Consider the following 24,756-nt stretch of genomic DNA (forward strand, 5'->3'; position numbering starts at 1 on the left):
ACCTATTTTTAGGAAAAATAGGAAACAAAATTTATAAAAATTTGTCTGATTTTTTCCGTCCAATATAATGTTTGCTTATTAATTTTAAGTTAAATTGCTATGTAAAAGATAAAATCTAGAAAAGCTGTTTTATTTTTCAGATTCAGCCGTTGCTACACCTCGATACAGCTGTAGCGGCTATACCAATCTATTATTCGTTTTACCCATTATCCAACCATATTTTAAGCATGCAACCCTATATTTTTACCGAGATAGAGCAAAAATGGCAGAATAGATGGAGGGAACAAAGATCTGTTACAGCAGATAGGTCTCTTACTACGAACCATTTACCCAAGTATTATATATTAAATATGTTTCCTTATCCTTCAGGATCAGGACTCCATGTAGGGCATTATATGGGATATGTTGCTTCAGATATATTATCTCGGTATTATAAGCATAGTGGATACCATGTGATGAATCCAATGGGGTTTGATGCTTTTGGCCTTCCTGCTGAACAACATGCGATTCAAACTGGCCAACATCCTGCTGTTACCACTGCGAAAAATATAGACAAATATATTGTACAACTCAAACAAATTGCCTTAGACTTTGATTGGGATAAGTCAGTAAATACTAGTGCGCCTGAATATTATAAATGGACACAGTGGATATTTTTAGAAATGTTCAATAGCTGGTACAATACTGCGACACAAAAGGCTGCCCCTATTCATACACTTATCTGTGAATTTGTTGATCACGGTAATACCAAAGTGCAAGCTGCCTGTGACGACCATACCCCTATTTTTTCAGCTAAGGAATGGAATGCATTTTCTGAGACAGAAAAACAAGTTCAACTGTTGCATTATCGCTTGGCTTATTTAAAAGATAGCATGGTAAACTGGTGTGAAGCCTTAGGTACTGTTTTGGCCAATGAAGAAGTCAAAGATGGTTTTTCTGAACGAGGAGGGTATCCAGTCACACGGAAAAACATGAAACAGTGGAGTTTGCGTATGACCTCCTATGCAGAGCGCTTGCTAATAGATTTAGACGGGTTAGATTGGCCCCTTTCTACTAAGGAGATGCAACGGAATTGGTTGGGTAAGTCTCAAGGTGCAGAGATTACCTTTAGGGTACAAGGGCAAAAAGGAGAGACCATTACCGTTTTTACCACTAGACCTGAGACCATTTTTGGTGTTTGTTTTATTGCCTTAGCGCCTGAGCATCCTTGGGTTAGTGCTATGGCAGATCAAACAGGTGACGTAGCACTTATTGCTTATATCGAGCAATCTAAAAATCGTTCAGATCGAAGCCGTCTTGCAGAAACTATCTTTTTAAGTGGTCTATTTGTTGGCGTTTGTGTTATACATCCCTTTACAGGTGCGCCATTGCCTATCTGGGTGGCAGATTATGTATTGCCTAGCTATGGTAAAGGAGCTATTATGGGGGTTCCTGCACATGATAGACGGGATTATATATTTGCGCAATCTTTTGATTTACTCACTTTACCTGTGATAGAAAGTGGCTTGCTGATAGAAGATGGCCCATATGAAGCAGCTGAAGGCAAGATGATTAATTCTGATTTTCTAAATGGTCTTTCTGTAGCAGAAGCGGCTGAAAAAGTTATGCAAAAACTTATCCAAAATAAAATTGGGCAATCTAAAGTGAACTATAGACTACAGGATCCTATCTTTAGTCGCCAACGTTATTGGGGAGAGCCTTTCCCAATATACTATAAAGAAGATGGGCTCCCTTATGCCCTTTCGCAGGACCACCTGCCCCTTGTGTTGCCAGAGGTAAGTAGTTATACACCAAACCCATCTGGTGCACCGCCATTAGCCAATGCCTTCCATTGGTCTACACCGGAAGGATATCCTTTAGACCTCCATACAATGCCAGGTTGGGCAGGTTCTAGTTGGTATTTTTTGCGCTATATGGATCCCCACAATCGGGAAACCTTTTTAAGCAAGGAAAAAGAAGCCTATTGGAAAGAGGTAGATTTCTATATAGGTGGTGCAGAACATGCAACAGGCCATCTCCTTTATGCACGCTTCTGGACCAAACTATTATATGATTTAGGTCATATTCATATTAGTGAACCATTTCCGAAGTTGCTCCATCAAGGCCTCATTCAGAAGTGTACGGCAATAGTATATCGTTTAAAAGATAAGAATGTATTGGTCAGTGCCGGGCTTATAGCGCAATATGATGTCGTACCTATATATATTCCAACAGTATTTGTCGAAAAAAATGTTTTAGACCTAGAAGCCTTAAAAAATTGGCGTTTTGAGTTTCGCGATGTGAATTTTCTATTAGAGGAAGGTAAATATGTATGTGGGGGGAAAATGGAAAAAATGTCTAAGTCTAAATACAATGTAGTCGACCCAGATAGTGTAATGGCCCAATATGGTGCTGATGCTTTGCGACTGTATTTGATGTTTTTAGGGCCATTGGAACAATCTAAACCATGGGACTTATCCGGTATAGAAGGGCTCTTTCGTTTTCTAAATAAAGTATGGCGTTTTGTACATCATGCAAAAGCATCGTGGACCACTACTGCGCTACCTCCTAATCAGGAGATGGTTAAAATATTGCATCAAACCATTAAAAAGGTAACAGAATCCATTAAAAAATATTCTTTTAATACCGCTATAAGTAGTTTAATGATTGGTCTAAACAGGTTGTCTACTTTTGAAAGACCAATCCAATCTGTGGTAGAAGATTTTATTCTATTGTTGGAACCTTTTGCACCTTATATAGCTGCTGAGCTATGGGAAAGTATAGGCAAAACAGGTAGCATTACAGAGGTAGCTTTTCCACTTTGGAATGAAACCTATTTAGCAGAAAAAAGCTTTCAGTATGGTATTGCAGTCAATGGTAAGCTACGGACCAAAATGGTTTTTGATTGTAATGCGTCACCTATCGCTATAGAAAAGGCAGTATTGGCCCATGAGGTGATCCAAAAATGGATCGCAGGTAAGGTAATTAAAAATGTGGTGGTGGTAGCTAATAAAATGGTAAATGTGGTTTTACAATAGCGTTTTTCAGGATGGCTGATGTTGTTATATATGGCTTATAATGCTATATTATATGATATCATCATCTCTGAGAATCTTTAAAAGAAATATTAAGAGCTGCTCGTTTTTTCATAGGTCAACTTATTATTAATTTATTTAGAAGCTTGGGTAAGTAATGGCCATAGCCGTTTACAAACCTAGTTTTAGTGCAACAAAATTTTAAAATTTATAATCTTATGAAGGATAGCAATTGGATTGAACCTGAAAAAATAACGGCTGGCCATGCATGGCGCAGATGGGCAGCAAGGGGGGTTGATCAAAATGTGTTGAACTTTTTATATTGTATAATCTTAGTGTTGGTTCCGGTAGGACCAAATATACTATGGATGAAAAATCTATCGCATGATTTTCTTTCTCTTGTGTTTCAGTCTAGTGTTGCTAGAGGTATTTTATACGTGGGTCTTATGGTCTTGCTAATCCTATTATGTTTTAGATATTTTCTCATATTGTTAGATAGTTTGGTGGTTGCTGCATCTATGACTTGTTTTGGTAATACACCAGGGAAGCAGCTTTTCGGTATAAAAATACTACATGAAACAGGTCGTTCTATTACTTTCAAAGAAGCGTTCAAGTGTGAAATGATCATTCGACGAAAATCACTATATATACTTATTCCGATCATAGGAATAATAATGTGTTTAATATACACGTACAGAGCCTAATAAGAGATTAATAAAATATAATATAACCACTTGGGATAAACAAATACATCTATTGCTTTTATTCTAAATAGCCAGTAGCAATAACTGTATAATACCCATAATTATGATAACAGGAAAATTATAAATATATTTAAATTAAAAACAAGTTATACATTTTTATGATTAGATATATCCAATCTATCACACCGGTCAAGTCTTCTTACACAATGGCAATAGTAGCTGGAACAGTTCTATCCTTTACCGCTTCTTGCAGTAACTTAACAGCCAGATATGGCCACTTGCCAAATAAATCTGATACCGGTCACAACCCAGTTGGTATGAATAACACTAGTAATCCAGCCAATGCAATCGTAGTAGATCTTGATAATACAAGAAATGAAGCCGGTAATACTCCGCTCCAGCTGGCCGCTATAGATAATAATCTAATTAGTTTAGTATCATTGCTAAGGGAACCAGATACTAATCTCAATGCACGAAATGCAAGTGGTAATACTGCGCTCCAGCTGGCCGTTTTGCATAATCATCCAAGGTCTGTACTATTTTTAATAGTATTCGGTACATCAATAATTGATATTAATGCACAAAATGAGGCTGGTAATACTCCTCTTCATCTAGCAGTGCATTTTTGGCGCATATAGAGATTCTAGAAATCTTACTAGGTAGACCCGAAATTGATCTAAATGTAAGGCATGCAAATGAGCTTACCCCTATGGATCTAGGAGCTGAATCGAATCCTCAAGGAGTAGTGCAAATGTTCCAGTAAAATAATATATTGCAGCCTTTGTAGATTGGATGATGAAACCTCTAGGCAATCGCATCTTATTTTAGCTGGCTATTCTATTCTATAGGTTACTTTTTTTAAATCAAAAGATCATCAAGATGCAATACGCTTGGCTATTTATCGCTTTATTTTTTTCGATCTATGCTCCACTATCCTATGCGGAAACCAAAGCAGGCGCTATAAAAGATGCTGAGTTTGTAATTGAAAAACAAAAAAAGAATACAGTAACCCAGGAGCAAAGGTTATTTTTCAAAGCGCCTATACCCACTATAAAACAGCTGAATAAGCCTTTAAAAACCCTAAATGAATTAAAACTAAACGCTATATTATTTCATCCTGCCCCCCAACTATACCTTCCTTTTTCTTTACAACAGAAAGGAATGCCTCCTTCTTGTCATCGCTATTGCAAAATAGGTATCTGTACATCGTTGCTCCCTTACCTAGCGGTTGGATTAGACCACTATCCTTTCGGGAAAGGTATTTGGTCCGCTAACCTGGCTTTGCTTCCACCATTATGGCGCAAAAATTCAAAAGAAGTTTCGTTTACTTTAGAAGGTAGGTATGACGTTGGGTCATGGCGCTTCCAGCCCCATTTAAATTATCAGCCTGCTTGGCACAAATATAGTGACCTCCATACCTGTATGTTACATCAAAGTAAGATCAGCTTATTCGTTAAACAAGCCAGCGAATCTTCTATTCAAGATGGGCAAGTAAACATAAAAGTAATTGATTATAAAAATAAAAATATAAGTGAAAATCTATGTACCTTGCATTATAAATGGATTAAACGGTTGGACAATTGGTTTTTTAAAATAGCTAGCTACCATGCTATAGCCCGCTATGTAAATGGTACAGTGCCACAAACACGGCTTATTTTTTCGGCCACGCCTAGTCTTTGTCTACACCTACATAAGGCTATGCAGCTAAAAGTGGGGTTAAGGATGGCTTATCATAATGATCTAGTTCCCGTAGAAATATCTAATTTTGATCTTTATCCTATGGTCAAAATAGAGTATCAGATAGCCATTTGGGTTGCCCCTTATATAGGCATACAGGGTATGGGCGTAGGCAGCAGCGTAGTGCCATTGCACCTACATGATGTAGTAGCCAAAAATCCTTTTATAGCTTCCAATTGGAAGCTATCCCATCTCCATCAATACTTCAAATTATATGGTGGTAGCAAAGGGATCATTGGGCCTAATCTTTCTTATCGCTTTGATATAGCCTATCGGCAACTTAAAAACCAATCTAGAATCGTCAAGGATCAGCAGGATCAGGTTAGACTAGTTTATCATTCACAGGACTATAAGCTGGTAAAAGTAATAGGAATCGTTGACTATGCTATGCCAAAATACCATGTAACCATACAAGGCACCTATTACCCATATGTTGCAAATCAATCCGCACCGATCTGGTGGTATGATAAACCAAGATACAAACTAAAGCCGACTTTCACCTATATCCCCCATTCAAAAGTTTTCTTGACCAGTAATCTGCATCTAGATGGTGCAACTACTGTAAAAGATATAAATGGTAATTCCATGCCAATCGGAATGCGCATTAACCTTTCTGTAGGGATTGATTATTTTATTTTTAAAAAGTTTGTAGCATTTTTAATGGCTAGTAACCTCCTCAATCGTGCGCATATTGCTTACACCCGGTATCCGGATCAAAAATTCAACCTTATGGTTGGCCTAGCATATAAATGGTAATTATATAATATTATGATCGATCACATTGCCCGACTACGGGAAAAAATGAACACTGCACTGATTGAAGATAAAGCAACATTAGAACGTTTTCGGCAAGATTTTATTGGTAAAAAGGGCTGTATTGCCCATCTATTTGAAACCTTCAAGCAGCTCCCTATTGCAGCAAAAAAAGCAATAGGTCCAGCATTAAATGGGTTAAAAAATGAAGCAGAGAAGAAATTTAAAAGTGCAGCAAGCGCACTAGAAGCGGTCCCTCCACCAGCTATGCAGCAACCAGTTGATGTAACTCTTCCTGCTTTTGGTGCGGCGATAGGTAGTCTACATCCTTTAACCATTGTTCAAAACAAGATTATCTCTATATTCCAGCGTATGGGCTTTAATCTCGCAGAGGGATCAGAAATTGTAGGCGACTGGCACAACTTTGGTGCATTAAACTTCCCTGAAAACCACCCTGCCCGTGATCTGCAGGATACATTTTTTTTGCAACTTAATCCAGCTCAGTTGTTGCGTACCCACACCACTGCTGTACAGGTTGAAACCTGTACAGCCCAAAGCCCTCCTATTCGATCTATTGCGGTGGGGCGTGTGTTTAGAAATGAAGCCATTTCTGCACGATCGCATTGTTTTTTTCATCAAATCGATGGCATGTATGTACACACAGATGTCACCTTTAGTGACCTAAAAGGTACCATCTATCATTTTGTAGAAGCAATGTTTGGTAAGGCTACGAAACTGCGCTTTAGGGCCTCTTATTTCCCTTTTACAGAGCCCAGTGCAGAGGTAGATATACATTGTAGATTGTGCCAAGGCAAGGGATGTACCGTATGTAAATACGCTGGTTGGGTAGAGATATTGGGTGCAGGTATGATTGATCCGAATGTCTTAACCAATTGCCATATCGATCCCGAACAATATAGTGGCTTTGCTTTTGGAATGGGCATAGAACGGATCGCTATGCTCCTTTACCAAGTTGATGATTTGCGCTTATTTTCTGAAAATCATCTTGCTTTTTTGCGTCAGTTTAGGGGTTGTTTGGGATTTAGTGAAGCGTCTTTTTTTGCAAAATAGTTGTCCTGTTCATTTTGTATGGCTTACCTTGTAAGCAGTATAAAAACGTCTTGTTTCTTAATTGAGACGATACAGATGACCTATACCTGCTTTTACAACCATCTGGGAACCACTATTCTGCATCTATATTTTTTCTATGTTTTTTAAATGCCCGTATCAGCTGTCTCATTCTTTTCTGTTCCGGATCTGGCTCCATCCATCCTGTACCACACGGTTGAGGCAGTAGATAGTGTGCCGCCATTGTGGCCAAACCATTGGCGACTGCGGCAATACATTTACCATCTATTGCTATTTTAGGCTTGAGCCAATGGTTCCAAATCAGCATGACCAGTATACTTATACCCATGCCCATGAAAGCGGTAGGCGTAGTACTGCGAAAACCAAGAACAGTTAAGATAAAAAGAGGTATCACGCTAACCGTAAAACAACCTATAAGCCATTCAAAAACAAATGCACTTAATGTAAATAGATTGGGATAGTAAACCGTTACGATCATAGCCAATAGACCGGTAACCAGTGTAGCTAATTTAGCCAGTCGAAGTTTGTGCATATAAGGTGGTGCTTCTATGTTGCGCATGCTTTCCACCATATCATGACTGATCATAATAGAAGCAGTCTGTAAATGAGAATCAGCGGTAGACATCGTCATGGCCAATATACTAATGGCGACATATCCTTTATAAAAAGGCGACATATCCTCTAGTATATAGCCCCAAATTTCGTCTTTCTGTAGCGTTGGATTTCCTACAAAAATAAACAGTGCAATAAGAGCAATACTTATGAATATAATGGCTTCAAAAAGCACTACACGCGAGAAAACCTTTTTAGCTTGAATGGGGCCAGTAGACATATAGAAGCGTTGTATAATTGAAGGAGAGCAGAAAAATAGTAAATGTAAATTATTCAATAACTGTATGCAATACTTTTTGTCAAATTCTAATAAGTGCTTGCATTGAAATTTTTCTTGTTTTTCTAGGAGCTTTATGATTTCTAAAAAAGATTGATCTGTTTTTAGCAATACAATCTTAAGGAGGTAGGGTATAACAATTGTAAAAGTTGTCAGTTGGAATAGATCGGTAATGGTAATGGAACGAATACCTCCAAAAGCGGTATAGCTAATAAGGGTTAAGGTAGCCAAAACAGTCAGGATATCAGGGTTTATTGTATCCATACACATGCCAATAGTGTAAGACATTACATTGATTTGAATAGCCACGCTACCAATACAAGAACAGGTAGTTAATAAAGCCGTAATCATCCTTATATACTGGCCATAGATGCTACCTATGGTCTCTGCTATAGAAAGGTGCTGTATAAATGGCCCCATATGCAACGCTAGTAGACTTAGTATATAGCTTCCTACTGTGTTCATTGTAAATATCAAGAATGGGTATTGTATCCCCTGATCATATATATTCGGTAGTTCACGCATTAAGAATCCCCCTCCAAAGGAGGTAGCTAAAATAGTAGCGATCAAGGTAGTTATATGAAATTCTTGTGTACCTACTGCATATGCACGGAAAGTAGTGTCCTTTTTCCTGATGTAAAGGCCTATTGTAAGGGTCACGAACAAAAAGGCTAATACCATCAATAAGGTGATGTTATAGAGTGGCATAGATGGCTTAAGATTGGATAAAACGCATGAAACGCCTAAGATGTAATATAATAAAAATAACTGACTTATATACTTTTCTTTTCCTAACTTAGCATAAGTTAAACCAAATTTTTAGTAGCTGTTCATTTACTGGTAAAACTATAGTAGCATTAGGATAGAAAGATAAGCGTTTTGTTTCCTTGTATTTAATTTTTATGATACTAGCTATCAAAAACCTATAAAGGTCTATATAGACCATTTAAAAACTATAGGCTAGTAAATGAGCAAGAGCAAGAAACAAAATTAAATATAAGTTGGCTGATTTTTCCGGTCCACTATTTAAATATACTGGGAGAGCAACGCGCCTATTTTACCACCGTCTAGTCCTTATCTAAAATAGAAAATGTCTTACTTTTGTTGAAATAGCACATCAATTATAGACGCGATAAAACCACACAACTTCATGATGTATTGCCTCAACGACTATCCCTTACAATCTTTAAATAGTTTTAAGGTTCCAGCATATGCAGCCCATTACATTCGGCTTAACCGCTTAAAAGATATAGAGGGTTTTTATACTGCGGTAGATATAAGAAAAAAGCCTTTATATATACTAGGTGGTGGTAGCAATACATTATTTGTCAGCAACTTCCCTGGTTATATACTTCATGTTCAACTATCAGGTATTGAAATCATAGAAGAAACCCACTATAAAGTTCTTATTAAGGCAGCTGCAGGCGTGCCGTGGCATACGCTTGTTTTATTTTGTGTCAACAAAGGATATGGGGGTATAGAAAATCTATCGTTGATTCCAGGTACAGTTGGTGGCGCTTCGATACAAAATATCGGCGCATATGGTATAGAACTTAAAGATGTATTGGATACTATTGAAGCCATTGCATTATCCACTGGTCAAAAAATAATTTTTAAATCTTCAGCATGTGGCTTTGGCTATAGAACAAGTTTTTTTAAAACAAAATGGCACAATCAGTATTTAATTACACATATCACATTGGCTGTACATAAAGAAAAAGTTTTTTCTATAGGATATGAAACCATTCAAGCTATGTTGGAAAAAATGAAGATTAAGCAGTTATCATTTAAAGCAATAAGTGACGCAATTATTGCCATTCGAAAACAGAAACTACCAGATCCTACTATTTTGGGTAACGCAGGTAGTTTTTTTCAGAATCCGTTGGTGCCTATAGCCCATTATCAATGGCTTAAGGAGCAATATCCCTCAATAATTGCCTTCAAAACAGAAGATATAGAACAGATAAAAATTTCAGCAGCCTGGCTTATAGAAACAGCAGGTTTTAAGGGATTGCGTAAAGGAAGTGCAGGGGTCTATGGCTCACACGCGCTTATACTAGTAAACTATGGGGGTGCTACTGGTAAAGATATTATAAGTCTAGCTAGTCAAATCAAAAAAAAAGTAAAAATTCAATTTAATATCACGCTAATACCAGAAGTTAATATGGTAGGTGGTGTAATTAAATAACGTCAATTGAGGGCGTATGTCACATCTGTAGTGAGTTTGTAAATAAAATTGTGTAAATGCTTATTTGTTATTAAGAAATCTATCGTTATAAATAATCGGTAGTAATAAATAAGTCATAATCAATGGAATCACAACAAATAAATATAGATCCAAATCTACTAAAAGAATTATCGAAGTCTATTAAGAGTGAAAAAGATTTAGCTATTCTGAGCAAGCAACTATTAAAACTGACGGTAGAACGTGCTATGGATGCAGAGCTAGACGATCATCTTGGCTATTCAAAGCATTCTATAGAAGGTAGGAACACGGGAAATAGTCGTAATGGTTACTCTCTTAAGCGCTTGAAGGGTGATTTTGGCGAAATGGAAATTAATAGGCCACGAGATCGAAACAGCACGTTCGATCCTCAAATTGTTCGCAAAGGTCAAACTAGGTTCACTGATTTTGATGAACAAATTCTGTCACTTTATGCCAGAGGGATGACCACCCGAGATATTTCAGATACGTTCAAAGAGCTCTATGGTAGAGAGGTATCACACAGTTTAATTTCGAAAGTAACTGAATCTGTTATTGAGGAGATTACTATTTGGCAGAATCGTCCATTAGAAAGCGTATATCCCCCATACTGTATTTAGATTGTATCGTTATCAAGTCTCATGAAGATAAACGCGTAATAAATAAATCAATTTATTTGGCATTAGCCATTAATTGTCAAGGCCAAAAAGAATGTAGTAGTTAGGATTTACTCTGACAATTGTTAAATTGTGTTGATATAAATACCGACTATTATTATGAACTTACATCAAAAAATAATTAAACCTAAACTAGGTTTATTAGAGGTAGCCAAAACGTTGGGCAATATCTCATCAGCGTGTAAAAGCATGGGTTATAGCAGAGATAGCTATTATCGTTTTAAGTCCTTATATGAACTAGGTGGTCAGGATGCCCTACATGAGATAAGTCGCAAGAAACCTATATTAGCTAATAGAGTAGATCCTAAGATAGAACAATCAGTAATAGATATGGCCATAGATTATCCAGCATATGGTCAACTTAGGGTATCAAACGAGTTAAAGCAGGAAGGTATACTTGTTTCTCCTGGAGGCGTAAGATCTATCTGGTTACGCAATGACTTAAATAATATAAAGAAACGTCTTAAAGTTTTGGAATCCAAGATGGCTGAAGATGGTCTTGTTTTGACTGAATCCCAGTTATCAGCCTTAGAAAGACGTAAAAATGAACAAGAATCATATGGAGAAATAGATACGGCACATCCTGGTTATTTAGGTTGTCAAGACACTTATTATGTGGGTACCTTTAAAGGTATAGGTAAAGTATATACGCAAGTATTTATAGATAGCTATTCTAGAGTATCTCATGCAAAACTATATACTGATAAGACAGCTCTGACAGCAGCTGATCTGTTAAATGACAGAGTATTACCTTGGTACCAAGAACAAAGTATACCAATTTTACGTATTCTAACAGATCGAGGTACCGAGTATAAAGTCAAAATAGAACATCATGCTTTTGAGTTATTTTTAAGCATTGAAGGTATAGAGCATACGGTTACTAAAGCCTATTCACCGCAAACCAATGGATTTTGTGAGCGTTTTAATAAAACAATGAAACAGGAATTCTTTGATACAGCTATGCGTAAAAAAATCTATACAGACCTGGATGATTTGCAAGAGGATTTAGATAACTGGTTACACTACTATAATCATGAGCGACCCCATTCTGGAAAGTACTGTTACGGAAAAACACCTATACAAACTTGGCAAGATAGCAAAAAACTAGTACTTGAAAAAAATAATCAAATCGCCTATATTAAAAACATGACTGACAACCTAAACTTAACTGACAACTATATACTATAATTTTTTATTGCCTGTTAGATTAAATCCTGACTACTACAAATTACACAAAATCGTTTACAGGCTCAAATCTTTCACTAATTCACCATACTTTTTGTTACCTATTTTACGCCCCTGATGGGCAATCGCATAAACCTCATCTATTGATAAGTTATTACCATCTATTATAACTTTGTTCATGGAGTTAATTTTAAGGCTTTGTTGCATCGCCGATCACAGCTTGCAATGGTTATGCTTTTGTCCCACCTTTTTAGGCCATTATAATAGGTATAATTTTATAAAAATGGCTTATCTCTATTGGATCTGTTTGGGTTATCCTGTTGCATTTTTTATGCTAGTTTATGGATTAACTTTTTATATTTACTTAACATGCCCTCACTAAAAGTAGCTAGTAGGGTAGGTTGATTATAAAAAAGTCAGCAACTGCATGAATCCATCAGATTATATTTTATATACATCCAATGAATCAACTTTCTAATACGCCATCTTCTGTAGTTGAAATGCCTCTTCTTACACTATCAGATCTATTCTGCCAGTCGTTAGCCTTGGCTATACCCAACCAACTAGAATGCCGTGCTATAGTACAACAATTGTTGAACTATTATTTACAAGTTGATCTAACAGATTATATACTCAATCCACTCTGTACCATTTCACCTCCTGTTCAAAAAAATCTGTTGGATGGGTTAAGTAGATTAAAAAAGTATGAGCCCATTCAATACGTTATTGGCACCACCTATTTTGTGGGCAATCTCTTTAAGGTAACGCCTGCTGTACTGATTCCACGACCAGAAACAGAAGAATGGGTAACATGTTTAATGCGTCATCTTTCACCTCCTGCCTCTATCCTAGATATAGGAACCGGTAGTGGTTGCATTGCTATTACCCTTAAGAAGCAGTTTCCAACGGCTTTAGTAGATGCGCTTGATATAAGTAAAGAAGCTTTAGCGGTTGCTGCCTATAATGCAGCGCAGTTAGGTGTGGACGTGCATTTTATAAAAGCGGATATTTTAACAGATCCACTTCCTTCATGTAATTGGTCGTTAATCGTTAGCAATCCCCCCTATGTATCCATACAGGAAAAGGCTTTTATGCATCCAAATGTGCTAGACTATGAACCTCATTTGGCTTTGTTTGTCGATGATGATGATCCACTTTTATTCTATAGACAAATTATTCAATGTGCGGTTCGTCATTTGTGCCTCAATGGTATACTTTGTTTAGAGATTAATGAAGCATTAGGTGAAAAGATTGTAGATTTATTGTGCTGCGCAAATTTTAAGGAAATATCCTTATATAAGGATATACGTCAAAAAGACAGATGGATTATGGCTGTACTAAACGATAAGCCTAATATCTAAGTGTAGATTTAATTTAAATATTGGTATTTTAACTATGGAGTGTGCATTCACGATAAAGATCTTACGTATTGCCGTTGTCTATACATTTTTTAGGATTACAGCTTTTGGAGCTAATCCAGAAAATATCTCTATGGTTGATACCGATGGCTTGCGCTTTCAGCAAGCGCAAGCAGATGCTGATCTAGGAATAGGCAATAGGTTTTCAGAAAAAGAGGGTACCCAGATAGAAAAAGGGGAATATCCATTGGTCAAGGTGGCACATAGAAATGTTATGGATCTTTTACGCCTCTCTTTGGTCGCTAAAACTATCCACGTGGCTAATTATACACCTATTTTACAGGACGTTGGAATAAGGGTAAATTGGTTTGCATGGCTACAAAATATGTGGAAAAGTCGACAAAAAATCTATGGAGTAGGGATTGACTGCCATTCTATTGGTCCAATACAGTTCTCCATTGATGGAGCCTATCAATCTTATCAGCTGGAAAAAGAAGAATGTAATCATAAGTCAAAGGGGTACTATGGTTTAGTAGCGCTACTATATGTAATGCACCCCAATCCGCTTACCAATGCTTATTGTGGTATTGGTTATGGGCATAGCCAATTTGACCTTATTACCTCTTGTAAGCCCCCCCCTGTGCGTCAGCCCCTTATAGCAGGTTGGATTCAGTTGGTTGGAGGATCTGAGTGTAGATTATTCTCTCAACTTTATGGAGGGATGCGGCTTGGAATAGCCCATCGTTTCCATTGTACCGACGAAAATAATAATCATCGTCAGGTATTGAACTATTATGTTCCAGGTTATGGTAGAATAGTAAACAAACTAATGGCCGATGTAACGTTGTATCTAAAATGGAGTATCTCACTCCTTGAAAAAAAAATAATTATTTAGTTTTATGGTATTTAACAAAATAAGGACTAAAACAGCGTTGTAATGGTAATGATTATGTCGAAATTAGCTGTTATTGATTTGGGTACTAATGTTATAAATGTTTTAGTAGGGGAAATTGATCGAGAAAAGTATACCGTACTTTACGAAGAAAAAATTATAAGATCTATGATTCAAGAGCCCCTAAATTCTACGCATATCTCATTAGAAGAACAAAAAAATATTGTAGATACAATGGTAACCATTAGAAAAAAGTTAGATGCAGAGGGTGTCCACTTTATGGTTGCCAAGGCTACAAGCCTCTTACGTGATGCCCCTAATGCAGCTGAAGTCATTAAAGCAATTTGTTTTGAAACCGATATTGAAGTAGAGGTTATTTCTGGTATAGACGAAGCTATGTTAATTTATCAAGGTGTCCGTTCTTCTTTTAAATTAACAGATAAGGATGGCTTAATTGTTGATATAGGCGGGGGAAGTGTAGAGTGTATTATCTTTGACCATCTACAACCGTTATGGGCAGGAAGTTTTAAATTAGGTATACGTCATGTTGCGGCTCAATTTCCCTATAGTGCGCCTATTACGCCCCTTCAAGTAGCGCTTTTAGAAGACTATTATCGCACTGCTTTGGCACCCCTTTTTGTTGAAACTAAGCTACATAAGCCCAGTCAACTTGTTGGAAGTTCTGGTGCTTTTCGTACATTACTAATGTTATATAGATGTTACTATGGTGCTTCAGCTATTGAAACAAATAGTAGTGTAAAAAGAGTCTCTGCGGAGCAGTTTTTTAAAATTTATGAGATTATACGAACCACTCCTGTAAATATTTGGCAAAAACAGCTTGATATTGAACCTGTTTTTTTAAAGCTAATTCCATTGTCTGCTGTCTTTATTAAAGTGATTATTAAAGCATGTCATCTGAAAGAAATTATTATTTCAGATAATGCGTTAAGAACGGGTTTATTTATTCAAGAATGGAATCTTTTAAGACAAAAAAATCTTATTTAGGTTAAACAGGTATCAAAAAATAGCTCGTCCAATATGCTATATAAAAATTATATCATTGCAAAATAAGAAAGATTCCAAAGGTATCTAGTCTAAATATATAGTACAATATTTGCATTGTTTCAATAATAATTGTAGATTAAAAATTGTCGTTGGATTTGATTCATTACCTTATTATTTTTCATCTATGATATCATTTAAAACTGGCTTTTTGATTTTCATAATACTATACATGATAGCAATGAATTATTTATTGTTTCATTACGTAAGAGATAAGTACTTTCGTAAATAAGTAAAACTCCATATTGTGGTTGACGCTATCGTTGAGTAGGCTCTTTACCCAGTATTGCTTTTGCCTGTTGTACCTAACTTTTTTTAATAAAATTAATAACTTAGTAGGGTTAACTTTCATAATAATAAAAAAAATTAAGGTAAGCAATTGCCAAAAGCTTTCACTCAATGCTTTTTCATTGGCAAAAAAAACAACTAATACGGCCTTGCTTTTATAATTTAGACTTATTAGAGCAGTCGTATAATTTCTATCAGCCGATGGGCGTAACTTCCTTCGTTGTCGTACCAACTAATTACTTTTACCAGTTTTCCATTAACGTAGGTTAATTTTCCATCAAAAACAGAAGACTGGGTACTTCCTATTACATCTACAGAAACAATCGGATCTTCCGTATAGGCGAGTATATGTTTAAGTGGACCTTGGGCTGCTTCATACATGGTCTGATTTAAAGCTTCCTTAGTAGTTTCTTTTTTTAATAGTGCAGTAAAGTCTACTACTGAACCATTTGAAACAGGAACCCTCATGGCCATTCCATCTAATTTGCCTGCTAAATGAGGCATTACCAGCCCTATTGCTTTGGCCGCTCCTGTAGAGGTAGGAATAATAGATAGCCCAGCTGCTCTTGCTCTTCTTAAATCATTATGCGGTGCATCTTGTAGCGACTGATCAGCTGTATAAGCATGAATGGTATTAATCACCCCTTGTTCTATACTAAAATGATCATCTAATACTTTGGCAACTGGTGCCAAACAATTGGTGGTACAGGAAGCATTAGATAAAATAACTGGCTTTGTTTTTAAAATATCATCATTTATACCCAGTACAATAGTAGGAATAGCTTGATCCTTAGCAGGTGCTGAAAGTACTACCTGTTTGGCACCTGCTGTTAAATGGCTGGTTGCCCCCTTTGTATCTAAAAAATGACCAGTAGCTTCTATGACTACATCTACACCTAGTTTAGCCCAAGGCAATACAGATGGATCAGGGGAGGAATAGACCTGAATGTATTGGTTGCATATGGTAATGGTGGAAGCATCACATGTAACCTCTCCTTTGAAGGGGCCATAGTGGGAATCATATTTAAATAAATGGGCTAAAATTGTACTATTGGCTAGGTCATTAATGGCTACTACCTCTAAATCACTATAACCTAAAATCGTACGTAAAGCCAATCGACCAATACGGCCGAATCCATTAATCGCAATTTTTTTCATCGTTAAAATATATTATCCTTGTAATAGTTCATCAAGTTTAGTTAATAGTATGACTTGATCTGATGTGGTTTTTTTCCATATACTCAACCTATCAAAATTAGACAATGAAGAAGGCGTGTTACACAGTTTAATGGTAAGTGGTGGCCAACCTTTGTAAAGATAAATGATGGTTCCCAAAAGTTCGATGCGTTCTTTTTTGTTAAATCCTGTATGGTACACAGATAAAAAATTCTCGATACTATCCCGATTTACCTTATCGAAAAGATCTTTTAATGCATTTTGATCTGCTTGAGGGAATTCCATAATCGAGAATAAAAATTGCTTTCTTTCTTTACCTTCTAATGATAGTTTAGGACCCCAGCCATCTGTTGGTACCGCTTTATCTTTTTTTAGTTGTGCTTGTTGCTTTTGTTTAATTAACCCACCCAGATGATCGTTCGTTACGCCGCTTTTTTGACTATTCAAGTGAATCGTTTTTAGAATCTCTTGTCGGTCATGATCTGGCAGTTGGGATAAACTTTCTTTTGCATCATCATTTAATTGCTGTAATGGATTAGGAAAGGTGGATGTAATCAGCTGGTTGATCTCTTCTGGTTTAGTAGCATGGAGAATCTTTTTTTTTAACTCAATAGTTTTTTCTTGGTCTGATTCGACCTGAAGAAAGTCAATATATTGTTGTTGACATTCAATAGAGGTAAGTTGAATCTGCTGTAACAGCTTTTCGTTTTCCTTGATAAGCTCTGCTTGTGCATCTAAGTCAGCTTGATGAAAATGTGTTTGGAATACAGGTCGTTCAGATTTGGGTAGAAGCTTTAGTAATTTATTATATATTGTTTGATTTTCAATACTTTTGTCTATAAAATTTTCTAAAGCATCTGGCGTTTTAATGTTAGAAATGGCTTTTTGTATTTTTCCCTTCCCGACCTCATCATTCATTTGAAGTAGTTGTAGGTACCTTTCTTTCCCCTTGTCAGATATCCCAGACAAAACTGTGTTTCGTTTAGGTATAAGCTCGCTTCGCACACCATTACAACTGAAGAAGGAAAAAAAGACTGTAAATGTAGCATAAAATAAAAAATAATGTAAGAAAAATGGATTGATTTTCCGGGCACTTCTATTTAACATATCACTGCTGTGCGTAATGTGGTAATTTTAAAAAATTATCTAGTATGCCATAAAGAACATATCTACAATAGTAGATAAAGTATACCTAATAGTTGCAACCATTTCTCAATCTTACGAAAAAAATATATAAGTTGGAACTATTCACCTCAATCTAGGATGGATTTCTTACATGAAGAACGTCAATCTTTTTTGTCCTTACTTTTTTTACATTTAAATAATTAATGCTATTTTTTTGCTTCAACCAGTTGATTAATCTAAATGTAGGAATACGTTTTGTATGCCGGTCAGCGCTATGATTACAGAAGGTGCCATAGCTTATTGTAGCCAAACTACATACCCTATTCAAAGCATATAGTGGACTGCAAAAAACAGATAAAATTTATAAAAATTTGTCTTAATAAATCAGTCCACTATATTTGGGGAAAGTTACATGGGTAGATTATAACATATGGAAAAAATAATACGCATACTCTGGAAATGTTTTGCAGCAGCAATTATAAGTATTCCTACTTATCTTTTTTCTGTTCAAGTTGATTTTTACCATTTATATGGTAGCATGCCCTCAACAGAATTATTAGAAAACCCACAAAGCGAATTCGCTTCTGAGCTCTATGCTGCAGATGGCGTTTTGCTGGGCAAGTATTTTAGAAACAACCGCAGCTCTGTAACTTACGAAGAAATTTCGCCCAATATGATTCATGCGCTTATCGCCTCGGAAGACTACCGTTTTGAAAAACATGCTGGCATAGATTTAAGGGGCTTATTACGTGCCTTTTTTCTTTCGATTGTATTACAACAAAACAAAGGAGGGGGAAGTACGCTTACCCAACAGTTGGCTAAAAACCTCTTTAACATTAGAAAAGAGACAAACTATCGAGGCAGATGTTCGCATATTCCCTTCCTTAGTAAACTGATCCTTAAAACAAAAGAATGGATCTTAGCGGTTCAACTAGAACGTGCTTATACCAAGCAAGAGCTTATAGCCATGTATCTGAATACAGTTACCTTTGGGAGTAATACATATGGTATTAAAGTAGCCGCACGTACATTTTTTAACAAAACAGCGGCCGAATTACGCATAGAAGAAGCTGCACTATTGGTAGGACTATTACGTGCACCTACCCGATACAGTCCTATCAAAAATCCTGAAAAAGCCAACCATATTAGAAACGTAGTATTAAGACAAATGGTCAAGTATGGATTTTTAAAAAAGTCTGATTATAACCTTATTTCAGAAATACCTACCGAGTTACACTATCAAGAAGAAAATTATGAAAAAGGCATAGCACCCTATTTTAGAGCAGTAGTACGTGATTTTCTATTAAAATGGACGCAAGAAAATGGATATGATCTTTTTTCAGATGGACTGCGCATCTATACAACCATTGATAGTCGGATGCAAGTGCACGCAGAAGATGCTGTAAAAGAACACATGGCGCAGTTGCAAGCTAAATTTGATGACCACTGGAAAGATCAGAATCCATGGATTCATGAAAATGGGAACGAAATAGCAGACTATATTGAAAAAGAAATACAAACAACACCTTTTTCCCAAAGGTTACATAAAGATTATGGAACAGATGCCGAGTCAATTCATAGGGTATTGCATACACCTGTACCCACTCTATTATTTTCCTGGAATGGGCCTATTCAAAAAATGATCACCCCTATAGAAGCGTTTAAACATCATCGAAGGATATTACAGGCCGGATGTATGGCCATGGATCCCTATACAGGCCATATTAAAGCCTGGGTAGGTGGTATTGATTACAAATATTTTCAGTACGATCATGTAAAACAGAGCAAGCGACAAACCGGTTCAACTTTTAAGCCTATTGTCTATACAGTAGCATTAGATAATGGTTTCTTGCCTACAGATCTGGTAACAGATGTACCCGTTACGTTCTTACAACCCAATGGTGAAATGTGGACACCGCAAAATGCGTGGAAAAGCTATTCTGGTAAGCCCTATACCTTGCGTTATGCTATGGCTAAATCTTACAATTCTATCACAGCTTATTTGATTAAACAGATTGGCGCCCAACGCGTTGTAGACTGTGCCAACCGAATGGGTATCAAAGGGCCTTTAGATCCGGTTCCTGCTATTTGTCTGGGTTGTAGTGATGCTTCTATTTATGAAATGGTAGGTGCCTATAGTACTTTTTTGAATGAAGGGGTTTGGACAGAACCTTTCTTTATTACCCATATTGAAGATAAACATGGTAATATATTACAAACCTTTATTCCACAACATTGCGAAGCGATTCATAAAGATACCGCTGATCTTATGACTTATATGCTGCAAGGCGCGCTGGATGAAGGCGCTTTAAATAGTGTACCTATTGCCCTAAGAGAAGAGAACGATATAGCAGGGAAATCGGGTACCACCTCTAATCATTCCGATGGTTGGTTTATAGGGTTAACCCAGAATCTTTGTACGGGGGTTTGGGTAGGTGGAGAAGACCGCTGTATTCACTTTAGAGATTTTAAGCTAGGAAATGGCAGTGCAACCGCTCGCCCTATATGGGAAAAATTTATTATGAAGTTGTATAATGATCCTTATCTAACTTATAGAAAAGGGCCTTTGATTACAAACAGAATTTTTTCTGAAAGGGTAAAAAATATTATTCAAGGTAAACCTAAGCATAACTTGGGTCTATCTGGCCATAGATCTAATGATGCATCGACCGATCTAGCCGATAAACAGAAAACAGCTATAGCACTAGACATAGATAAAATACTTTAAAACTATAGTGGACTGAAAAATTAGGACAGGAAAAGACTAATTTTGTTTCTTGCTGGTATGTTTTCATCAATTTAAAATGAATAGATCAAATAGGAAAAAATAAAATTAGAAAGTTTAGTTCATCAGAAAAGAGTAAAATAGTATTAGCGTTAATAAAAGAAAATTTAACATGGACAAAAATAGGAAAGAAAATTTATAAAAGTTTGTCCGGTTTTTTCAGCCCACTATAATTACGATTTTTTAAGATCCGTGATAACCTACATACGATGCAGATGCTCCATACTTTAGAATAAAAACAATTGAAAAAAATAATCATATCTTGTATCTTAAGGATAAAGCTAACAGACTAGACTCAAACGACAGACGGAATCCTTCCTTTATAGTGTCTGTAAGATACAGATCTTGATTTTTATAAGACAAAAGCAGTGCAAAATTATACTACGATTATTTGTAAGACCTTACAACAAGATTCACATCACCCATATACCATACAACAACTCTGTACAAGATTAAATATCAATTCAAAATCAGACAAAAACAAGTTACAAAAAGCGTTATTACATCTTGTGCAACAGCGTAAAATTAAAAAGCTAAAAAGAGGACGTTATGCATATGCCAGTACTTATGTAACAGGTCGAGTAGATTATGTCCGTGCAGAATATGCTTATATTATCTCACCTGATCAACCTATAGATATATTAGTGCATCAAAAAAATTTACTATATGCACTAGATAAAGACTTAGTTAAGGTTTGCTTGTTTCCAGGGAAACGCCGCAAACGACCGGAGGGTGTGGTAGTAGAAATTATTGAACGCAATACTGCACCCATCATTGGACGCATCACTGTTTCTGGAAAGCAACCCCAAGCGATTTTTGAACAAAAACGGACTACATATACCGTTCTATTAGACGGAAAATATAACGACATCCTACAAGAAAATGACAAGGTAGTTATTGCATTAACTTCTTTCCCCAATACGCATAAGCAATTAACAGGTACCGTAGTGGAACATCTTGGTCAAGCTGGCCTACATGAAGTAGAGATGCATGCGATTATGGCTGAGTTTGGTTTAAAAGAGGGGTTTCCTGACCATGTAGTGGAAAGTATCAAAAATATACCTACGGTTATTACTGAAAAAGAAATAACCAAAAGAAGAGACATGCGGCATATACCTACTTTTACCATAGATCCAGTAGATGCCAAAGATTTTGATGATGCCCTCTCCTATCAGCCTCTGGCCAATGGCCACCATCAAGTAGGTATCCATATTGCAGATGTAAGTCATTACGTTATACCAGATAGCTTGCTAGATAAAGAAGCATATGCACGCAATACTTCTGTATATTTAGTAGATCGTTGTATTCCGATGTTACCGGAAATACTTTCTAATGGGTTATGTTCCTTGCGTCCAAATGAAACTAAATTAACCTTTTCAGCTATTTTTGAATTAGATGCACAAGGAAAAGTTTATGACAAATGGTTGGGAGAAACCATCATTTATTCGGATAAAAGATTTTCTTATGAAGAAGCGCAAATGGCCATAGATTTCCAAAGAGGTGATTTTTACCAAGCGCTTACGGTATTGAACCACTTAGCCAAACAGATTCATGCAAAACGCTCGCAAAAAGGAGCGATTAATTTTGAAACCCGATCGTTAGTATTTGATCTGGATACCAATGGGAAGCCACTTAAAGTGACTTCAAAGTGCCGCACAGATGCGCACAAACTTATTGAGGAGTTTATGCTACTGGCCAACCAGGAAGTAGCTACGTATGCAGCATACCTAAAACAAAAACAGGAAAATTTACGACCTACTTTTATATATAGAACACATGGCTATCCAGATCCGGACAAGTTAAATGATTTTTTTCTATTTGTGAACCAACTAGGATACAAAATAAATAGAGCCAAAACATCTATATATAAAGCCATGCATGATTTAGAAAAGGCTATTCAGGGGAAAAAAGAAGCACCTATTATCCAATCGCTGGCCATCCGATCTATGGCCAAAGCGCTTTACACCACAAAACCTGACCCACATTTTGCATTGGCCTTTGCACATTATACCCATTTTACTTCTCCGATCAGAAGGTACCCAGATGTACTGGTACACCGTCTTTTGAAGCAATATTTAAAAGGTGAACACATCTATGATGTAGCATCCTATGAAAAAAAATGCCAGTATGCTGTAGAAAAAGAATACCTCGCTGCAAATGCAGAAAGGGCTTCTATCAAATACAAACAAGTAGAATTTATACAAAATCTAAAGGAACAAATATTTGAGGGAATCATCAGTGGCATAACGGAATGGAATATGTATATAGAAATCTTATCCAATGGTTGTGAAGGAATGGTGCGCCTATCAGACCTTACCGATGATGTCTATGCTTTTGAGGAGAAGCACTTTCAAGTAGTTGGAAAATGGTCTAAAAAATGTTACCGATTAGGGGATATCGTAAAGGTAAAAGTAAAAAATTGCGATTTAGATAAACGACATATTAATTTTTTGTTATGCTAATCTGGGTATATAAAAAGAAGCCTATAAGTGGCATAAGATCGAAAGCCTTTTGAAAAAAGTTGCAATAAGAAAGATTTAGTCGATTATATCAAATCCTGTATAAGGTTGTAAGACCTTTGGAATACGGATCCCCTCTGGGGTTTGATTTAATTCCAACAGTGCAGCTAGTACACGTGGAAGGGCCAGCCCACTGCCATTTAAGGTATGTAAAAGACAAGTTTTTTTGGTTTTATCCTTATATCTTAAGGACAACCTATTGGATTGGAAGGTTTCAAAATTGCTAATTGAGCTCACTTCTAGCCATTTATCTTGACCTATGGCATGCACCTCTATGTCATAGGTCATAGCAGCACAAAACCCTAAATCTCCATGACAAAGCTTTAGAACACGGTAAGGTAGCGCCAGGTGTTCCACCAATCCTTGTACATAGGTTAACATTTCTTCTAAGTTTGCGTAAGAAGCGTCCGGATGGGCAATCTGAACCAATTCTACCTTATCAAATTGATGCAACCTATTCAGTCCGCGTACGTCAGCGCCCCAAGAGCCTGCTTCTCTTCTAAAGCAGGGTGTATACCCTACATGTTTAATGGGTAGAGCAGTCTCTGCTATAATGGCATCACGATAGATATTGGTGATGGAGACTTCTGAAGTAGGTATTAGATATAATGGTGTGGATCCAATTTGATACATCTGGCCTTCTTTGTCAGGGAGTTGACCCGTTGCATAGGCAGATGCTTCATTTACCAAAATAGGAGGTTGAATTTCGGTATAGCCTGCTTTTAATGCTTGATCCAAAAAAAAGTTGATTAAAGCACGTTGTAACCTAGCACCTTTTCCCTTATATACTGGGAAACCAGCACCGGTAATTTTATTGCCTAACTCAAAGTCAACTAAGTCATATTTTTTAACCAAATCCCAATGGGCCAAAGGCCCTTTTACAACCATTCGTGACGTTTGATAAATAATAAGATTATGATCAGCATGGCTCCCTACTGGTACGCTTTCATGAGGCAAGTTTGGAAGCGCATAAAGCTGCACCAATAGATCTAATGCATGTGCTTTAAATTTCTCTACCAACTGCTTAATGCTTTTTTTTAATTGGTTGCTTTCTTCTTTTTTTGCTTCTAACGGAGCAGCTCCATCGTTTTTGCGCAAGAGATCTGCTATTTCCTGATTTAGCTTATTGAGTGTAGCGGATAAGTTGTCTAATTGAAATTGTATGGCCCGTTTTTCTATGTCCAGGTTGCATATGGCTTGAATAAGCTCTTCTGCATTAGATACACCTCGCTGATGTAAGCCATTTATTACTGCTTCTTTGTCTGTTCTTATACGATGTAACTCAATCATGCTATTTGTG

The 24,756-nt window shown here is 36.6% G+C and carries 18 protein-coding genes and 1 pseudogene; 14 read left to right on the plus strand and 5 right to left on the minus strand.

Annotated elements, in window-relative coordinates; genetic code table 11:
• The first annotated feature begins 227 nt into the window (after positions 1–227).
• The 6 genes from leuS (at position 228) to pheS (ending at position 7,279) form a co-directional block, all read left to right on the plus strand.
• On the plus strand, positions 228–3,017 hold the full coding sequence (gene leuS / locus AL022_RS02285; protein WP_014934640.1) for a leucine--tRNA ligase: 2,790 nt from the start codon (positions 228–230) through the stop codon (positions 3,015–3,017).
• Positions 3,018–3,232: 215 nt separating this feature from the next.
• Positions 3,233–3,718, plus strand: coding sequence for an RDD family protein (locus AL022_RS02290; protein ID WP_014934641.1), 486 nt, complete (start codon positions 3,233–3,235; stop codon positions 3,716–3,718).
• Positions 3,719–3,876: 158 nt separating this feature from the next.
• Positions 3,877–4,356, plus strand: a complete 480-nt coding sequence (locus AL022_RS02295; RefSeq protein WP_014934642.1) for an ankyrin repeat domain-containing protein — start codon at positions 3,877–3,879, stop codon at positions 4,354–4,356.
• Positions 4,344–4,481 carry a hypothetical protein gene (locus AL022_RS04500; RefSeq protein WP_014934643.1) on the plus strand — a complete coding sequence of 46 codons (138 nt, stop codon included), beginning with the start codon at positions 4,344–4,346 and terminating at the stop codon, positions 4,479–4,481. The genes AL022_RS02295 and AL022_RS04500 overlap by 13 nt, the downstream gene beginning before the upstream one ends.
• A 116-nt stretch (positions 4,482–4,597) precedes the next feature.
• On the plus strand, positions 4,598–6,211 hold the full coding sequence (locus tag AL022_RS02300; protein WP_014934644.1) for a hypothetical protein: 1,614 nt from the start codon (positions 4,598–4,600) through the stop codon (positions 6,209–6,211).
• 12 nt (positions 6,212–6,223) lie between these two features.
• Positions 6,224–7,279: a phenylalanine--tRNA ligase subunit alpha gene (gene pheS / locus AL022_RS02305; RefSeq protein ID WP_014934645.1), complete on the plus strand. Its 1,056-nt coding sequence runs from the start codon at positions 6,224–6,226 to the stop codon at positions 7,277–7,279.
• Between the two features lie 112 nt (positions 7,280–7,391).
• Here pheS and AL022_RS02310 read toward each other — a convergent pair whose 3' ends face one another.
• Positions 7,392–8,894: a sodium:solute symporter family protein gene (locus AL022_RS02310; protein ID WP_014934646.1), complete on the minus strand. Its 1,503-nt coding sequence runs from the start codon at positions 8,892–8,894 to the stop codon at positions 7,392–7,394.
• 442 nt (positions 8,895–9,336) lie between these two features.
• Here AL022_RS02310 and murB point away from each other — a divergent pair, with 442 nt between their 5' ends.
• The 3 genes and pseudogenes from murB to AL022_RS02325 all read left to right on the plus strand — a co-directional run bounded on the left by murB (position 9,337) and on the right by AL022_RS02325 (position 12,254).
• Positions 9,337–10,374 (plus strand): UDP-N-acetylmuramate dehydrogenase, encoded by a 1,038-nt coding sequence (gene murB, locus AL022_RS02315; protein ID WP_014934648.1) that lies wholly within the window; start codon positions 9,337–9,339, stop codon positions 10,372–10,374.
• 143 nt (positions 10,375–10,517) lie between these two features.
• A pseudogene (locus AL022_RS02320) lies at positions 10,518–11,101 on the plus strand (IS256 family transposase); the annotation flags it as partial.
• Between the two features lie 64 nt (positions 11,102–11,165).
• Complete coding sequence (locus AL022_RS02325; protein ID WP_014934650.1) at positions 11,166–12,254, plus strand: IS481 family transposase; 1,089 nt, start codon at positions 11,166–11,168, stop codon at positions 12,252–12,254.
• A 54-nt stretch (positions 12,255–12,308) separates the two neighbouring features.
• Here AL022_RS02325 and AL022_RS04645 read toward each other — a convergent pair whose 3' ends face one another.
• The gene (locus tag AL022_RS04645; protein WP_014934651.1) at positions 12,309–12,431 is read right to left on the minus strand and encodes a hypothetical protein; all 123 of its coding nucleotides are present in this window, start codon (positions 12,429–12,431) and stop codon (positions 12,309–12,311) included.
• A 281-nt stretch (positions 12,432–12,712) separates the two neighbouring features.
• Here AL022_RS04645 and prmC point away from each other — a divergent pair, with 281 nt between their 5' ends.
• Genes prmC through AL022_RS02340 form a run of 3 tightly spaced genes read left to right on the plus strand, consistent with a single transcriptional unit; the run spans position 12,713 to position 15,506 of the window.
• Complete coding sequence (gene prmC / locus AL022_RS02330) at positions 12,713–13,612, plus strand: peptide chain release factor N(5)-glutamine methyltransferase (protein WP_014934652.1); 900 nt, start codon at positions 12,713–12,715, stop codon at positions 13,610–13,612.
• A gap of 34 nt (positions 13,613–13,646) precedes the next feature.
• Positions 13,647–14,504: a hypothetical protein gene (locus tag AL022_RS02335; RefSeq protein ID WP_014934653.1), complete on the plus strand. Its 858-nt coding sequence runs from the start codon at positions 13,647–13,649 to the stop codon at positions 14,502–14,504.
• A gap of 54 nt (positions 14,505–14,558) precedes the next feature.
• Positions 14,559–15,506, plus strand: coding sequence for a Ppx/GppA phosphatase family protein (locus AL022_RS02340; RefSeq protein WP_158309912.1), 948 nt, complete (start codon positions 14,559–14,561; stop codon positions 15,504–15,506).
• A 516-nt stretch (positions 15,507–16,022) separates the two neighbouring features.
• Here the strand turns inward: AL022_RS02340 and gap are convergent.
• Complete coding sequence (gene gap, locus AL022_RS02345) at positions 16,023–17,009, minus strand: type I glyceraldehyde-3-phosphate dehydrogenase (RefSeq protein WP_014934656.1); 987 nt, start codon at positions 17,007–17,009, stop codon at positions 16,023–16,025.
• Positions 17,010–17,021: 12 nt separating this feature from the next.
• The gene (locus AL022_RS02350; protein WP_014934657.1) at positions 17,022–18,134 is read right to left on the minus strand and encodes a hypothetical protein; all 1,113 of its coding nucleotides are present in this window, start codon (positions 18,132–18,134) and stop codon (positions 17,022–17,024) included.
• 448 nt (positions 18,135–18,582) lie between these two features.
• Here AL022_RS02350 and AL022_RS02355 point away from each other — a divergent pair, with 448 nt between their 5' ends.
• Both AL022_RS02355 and rnr read left to right on the plus strand, forming a co-directional pair.
• Positions 18,583–20,880 carry a transglycosylase domain-containing protein gene (locus AL022_RS02355; RefSeq protein ID WP_014934658.1) on the plus strand — a complete coding sequence of 766 codons (2,298 nt, stop codon included), beginning with the start codon at positions 18,583–18,585 and terminating at the stop codon, positions 20,878–20,880.
• A gap of 425 nt (positions 20,881–21,305) precedes the next feature.
• The gene (rnr, locus tag AL022_RS02360) at positions 21,306–23,399 is read left to right on the plus strand and encodes a ribonuclease R (RefSeq protein WP_014934659.1); all 2,094 of its coding nucleotides are present in this window, start codon (positions 21,306–21,308) and stop codon (positions 23,397–23,399) included.
• 75 nt (positions 23,400–23,474) lie between these two features.
• On the opposite strand, the gene serS is transcribed toward rnr, so the two are convergent.
• On the minus strand, positions 23,475–24,746 hold the full coding sequence (gene serS / locus AL022_RS02365; RefSeq protein WP_014934660.1) for a serine--tRNA ligase: 1,272 nt from the start codon (positions 24,744–24,746) through the stop codon (positions 23,475–23,477).
• Positions 24,747–24,756: the final 10 nt, after the last annotated feature.

Origin of the sequence: Cardinium endosymbiont cEper1 of Encarsia pergandiella, assembly GCF_000304455.1 — a bacterium.
GTDB lineage: Bacteria > Bacteroidota > Bacteroidia > Cytophagales > Amoebophilaceae > Cardinium.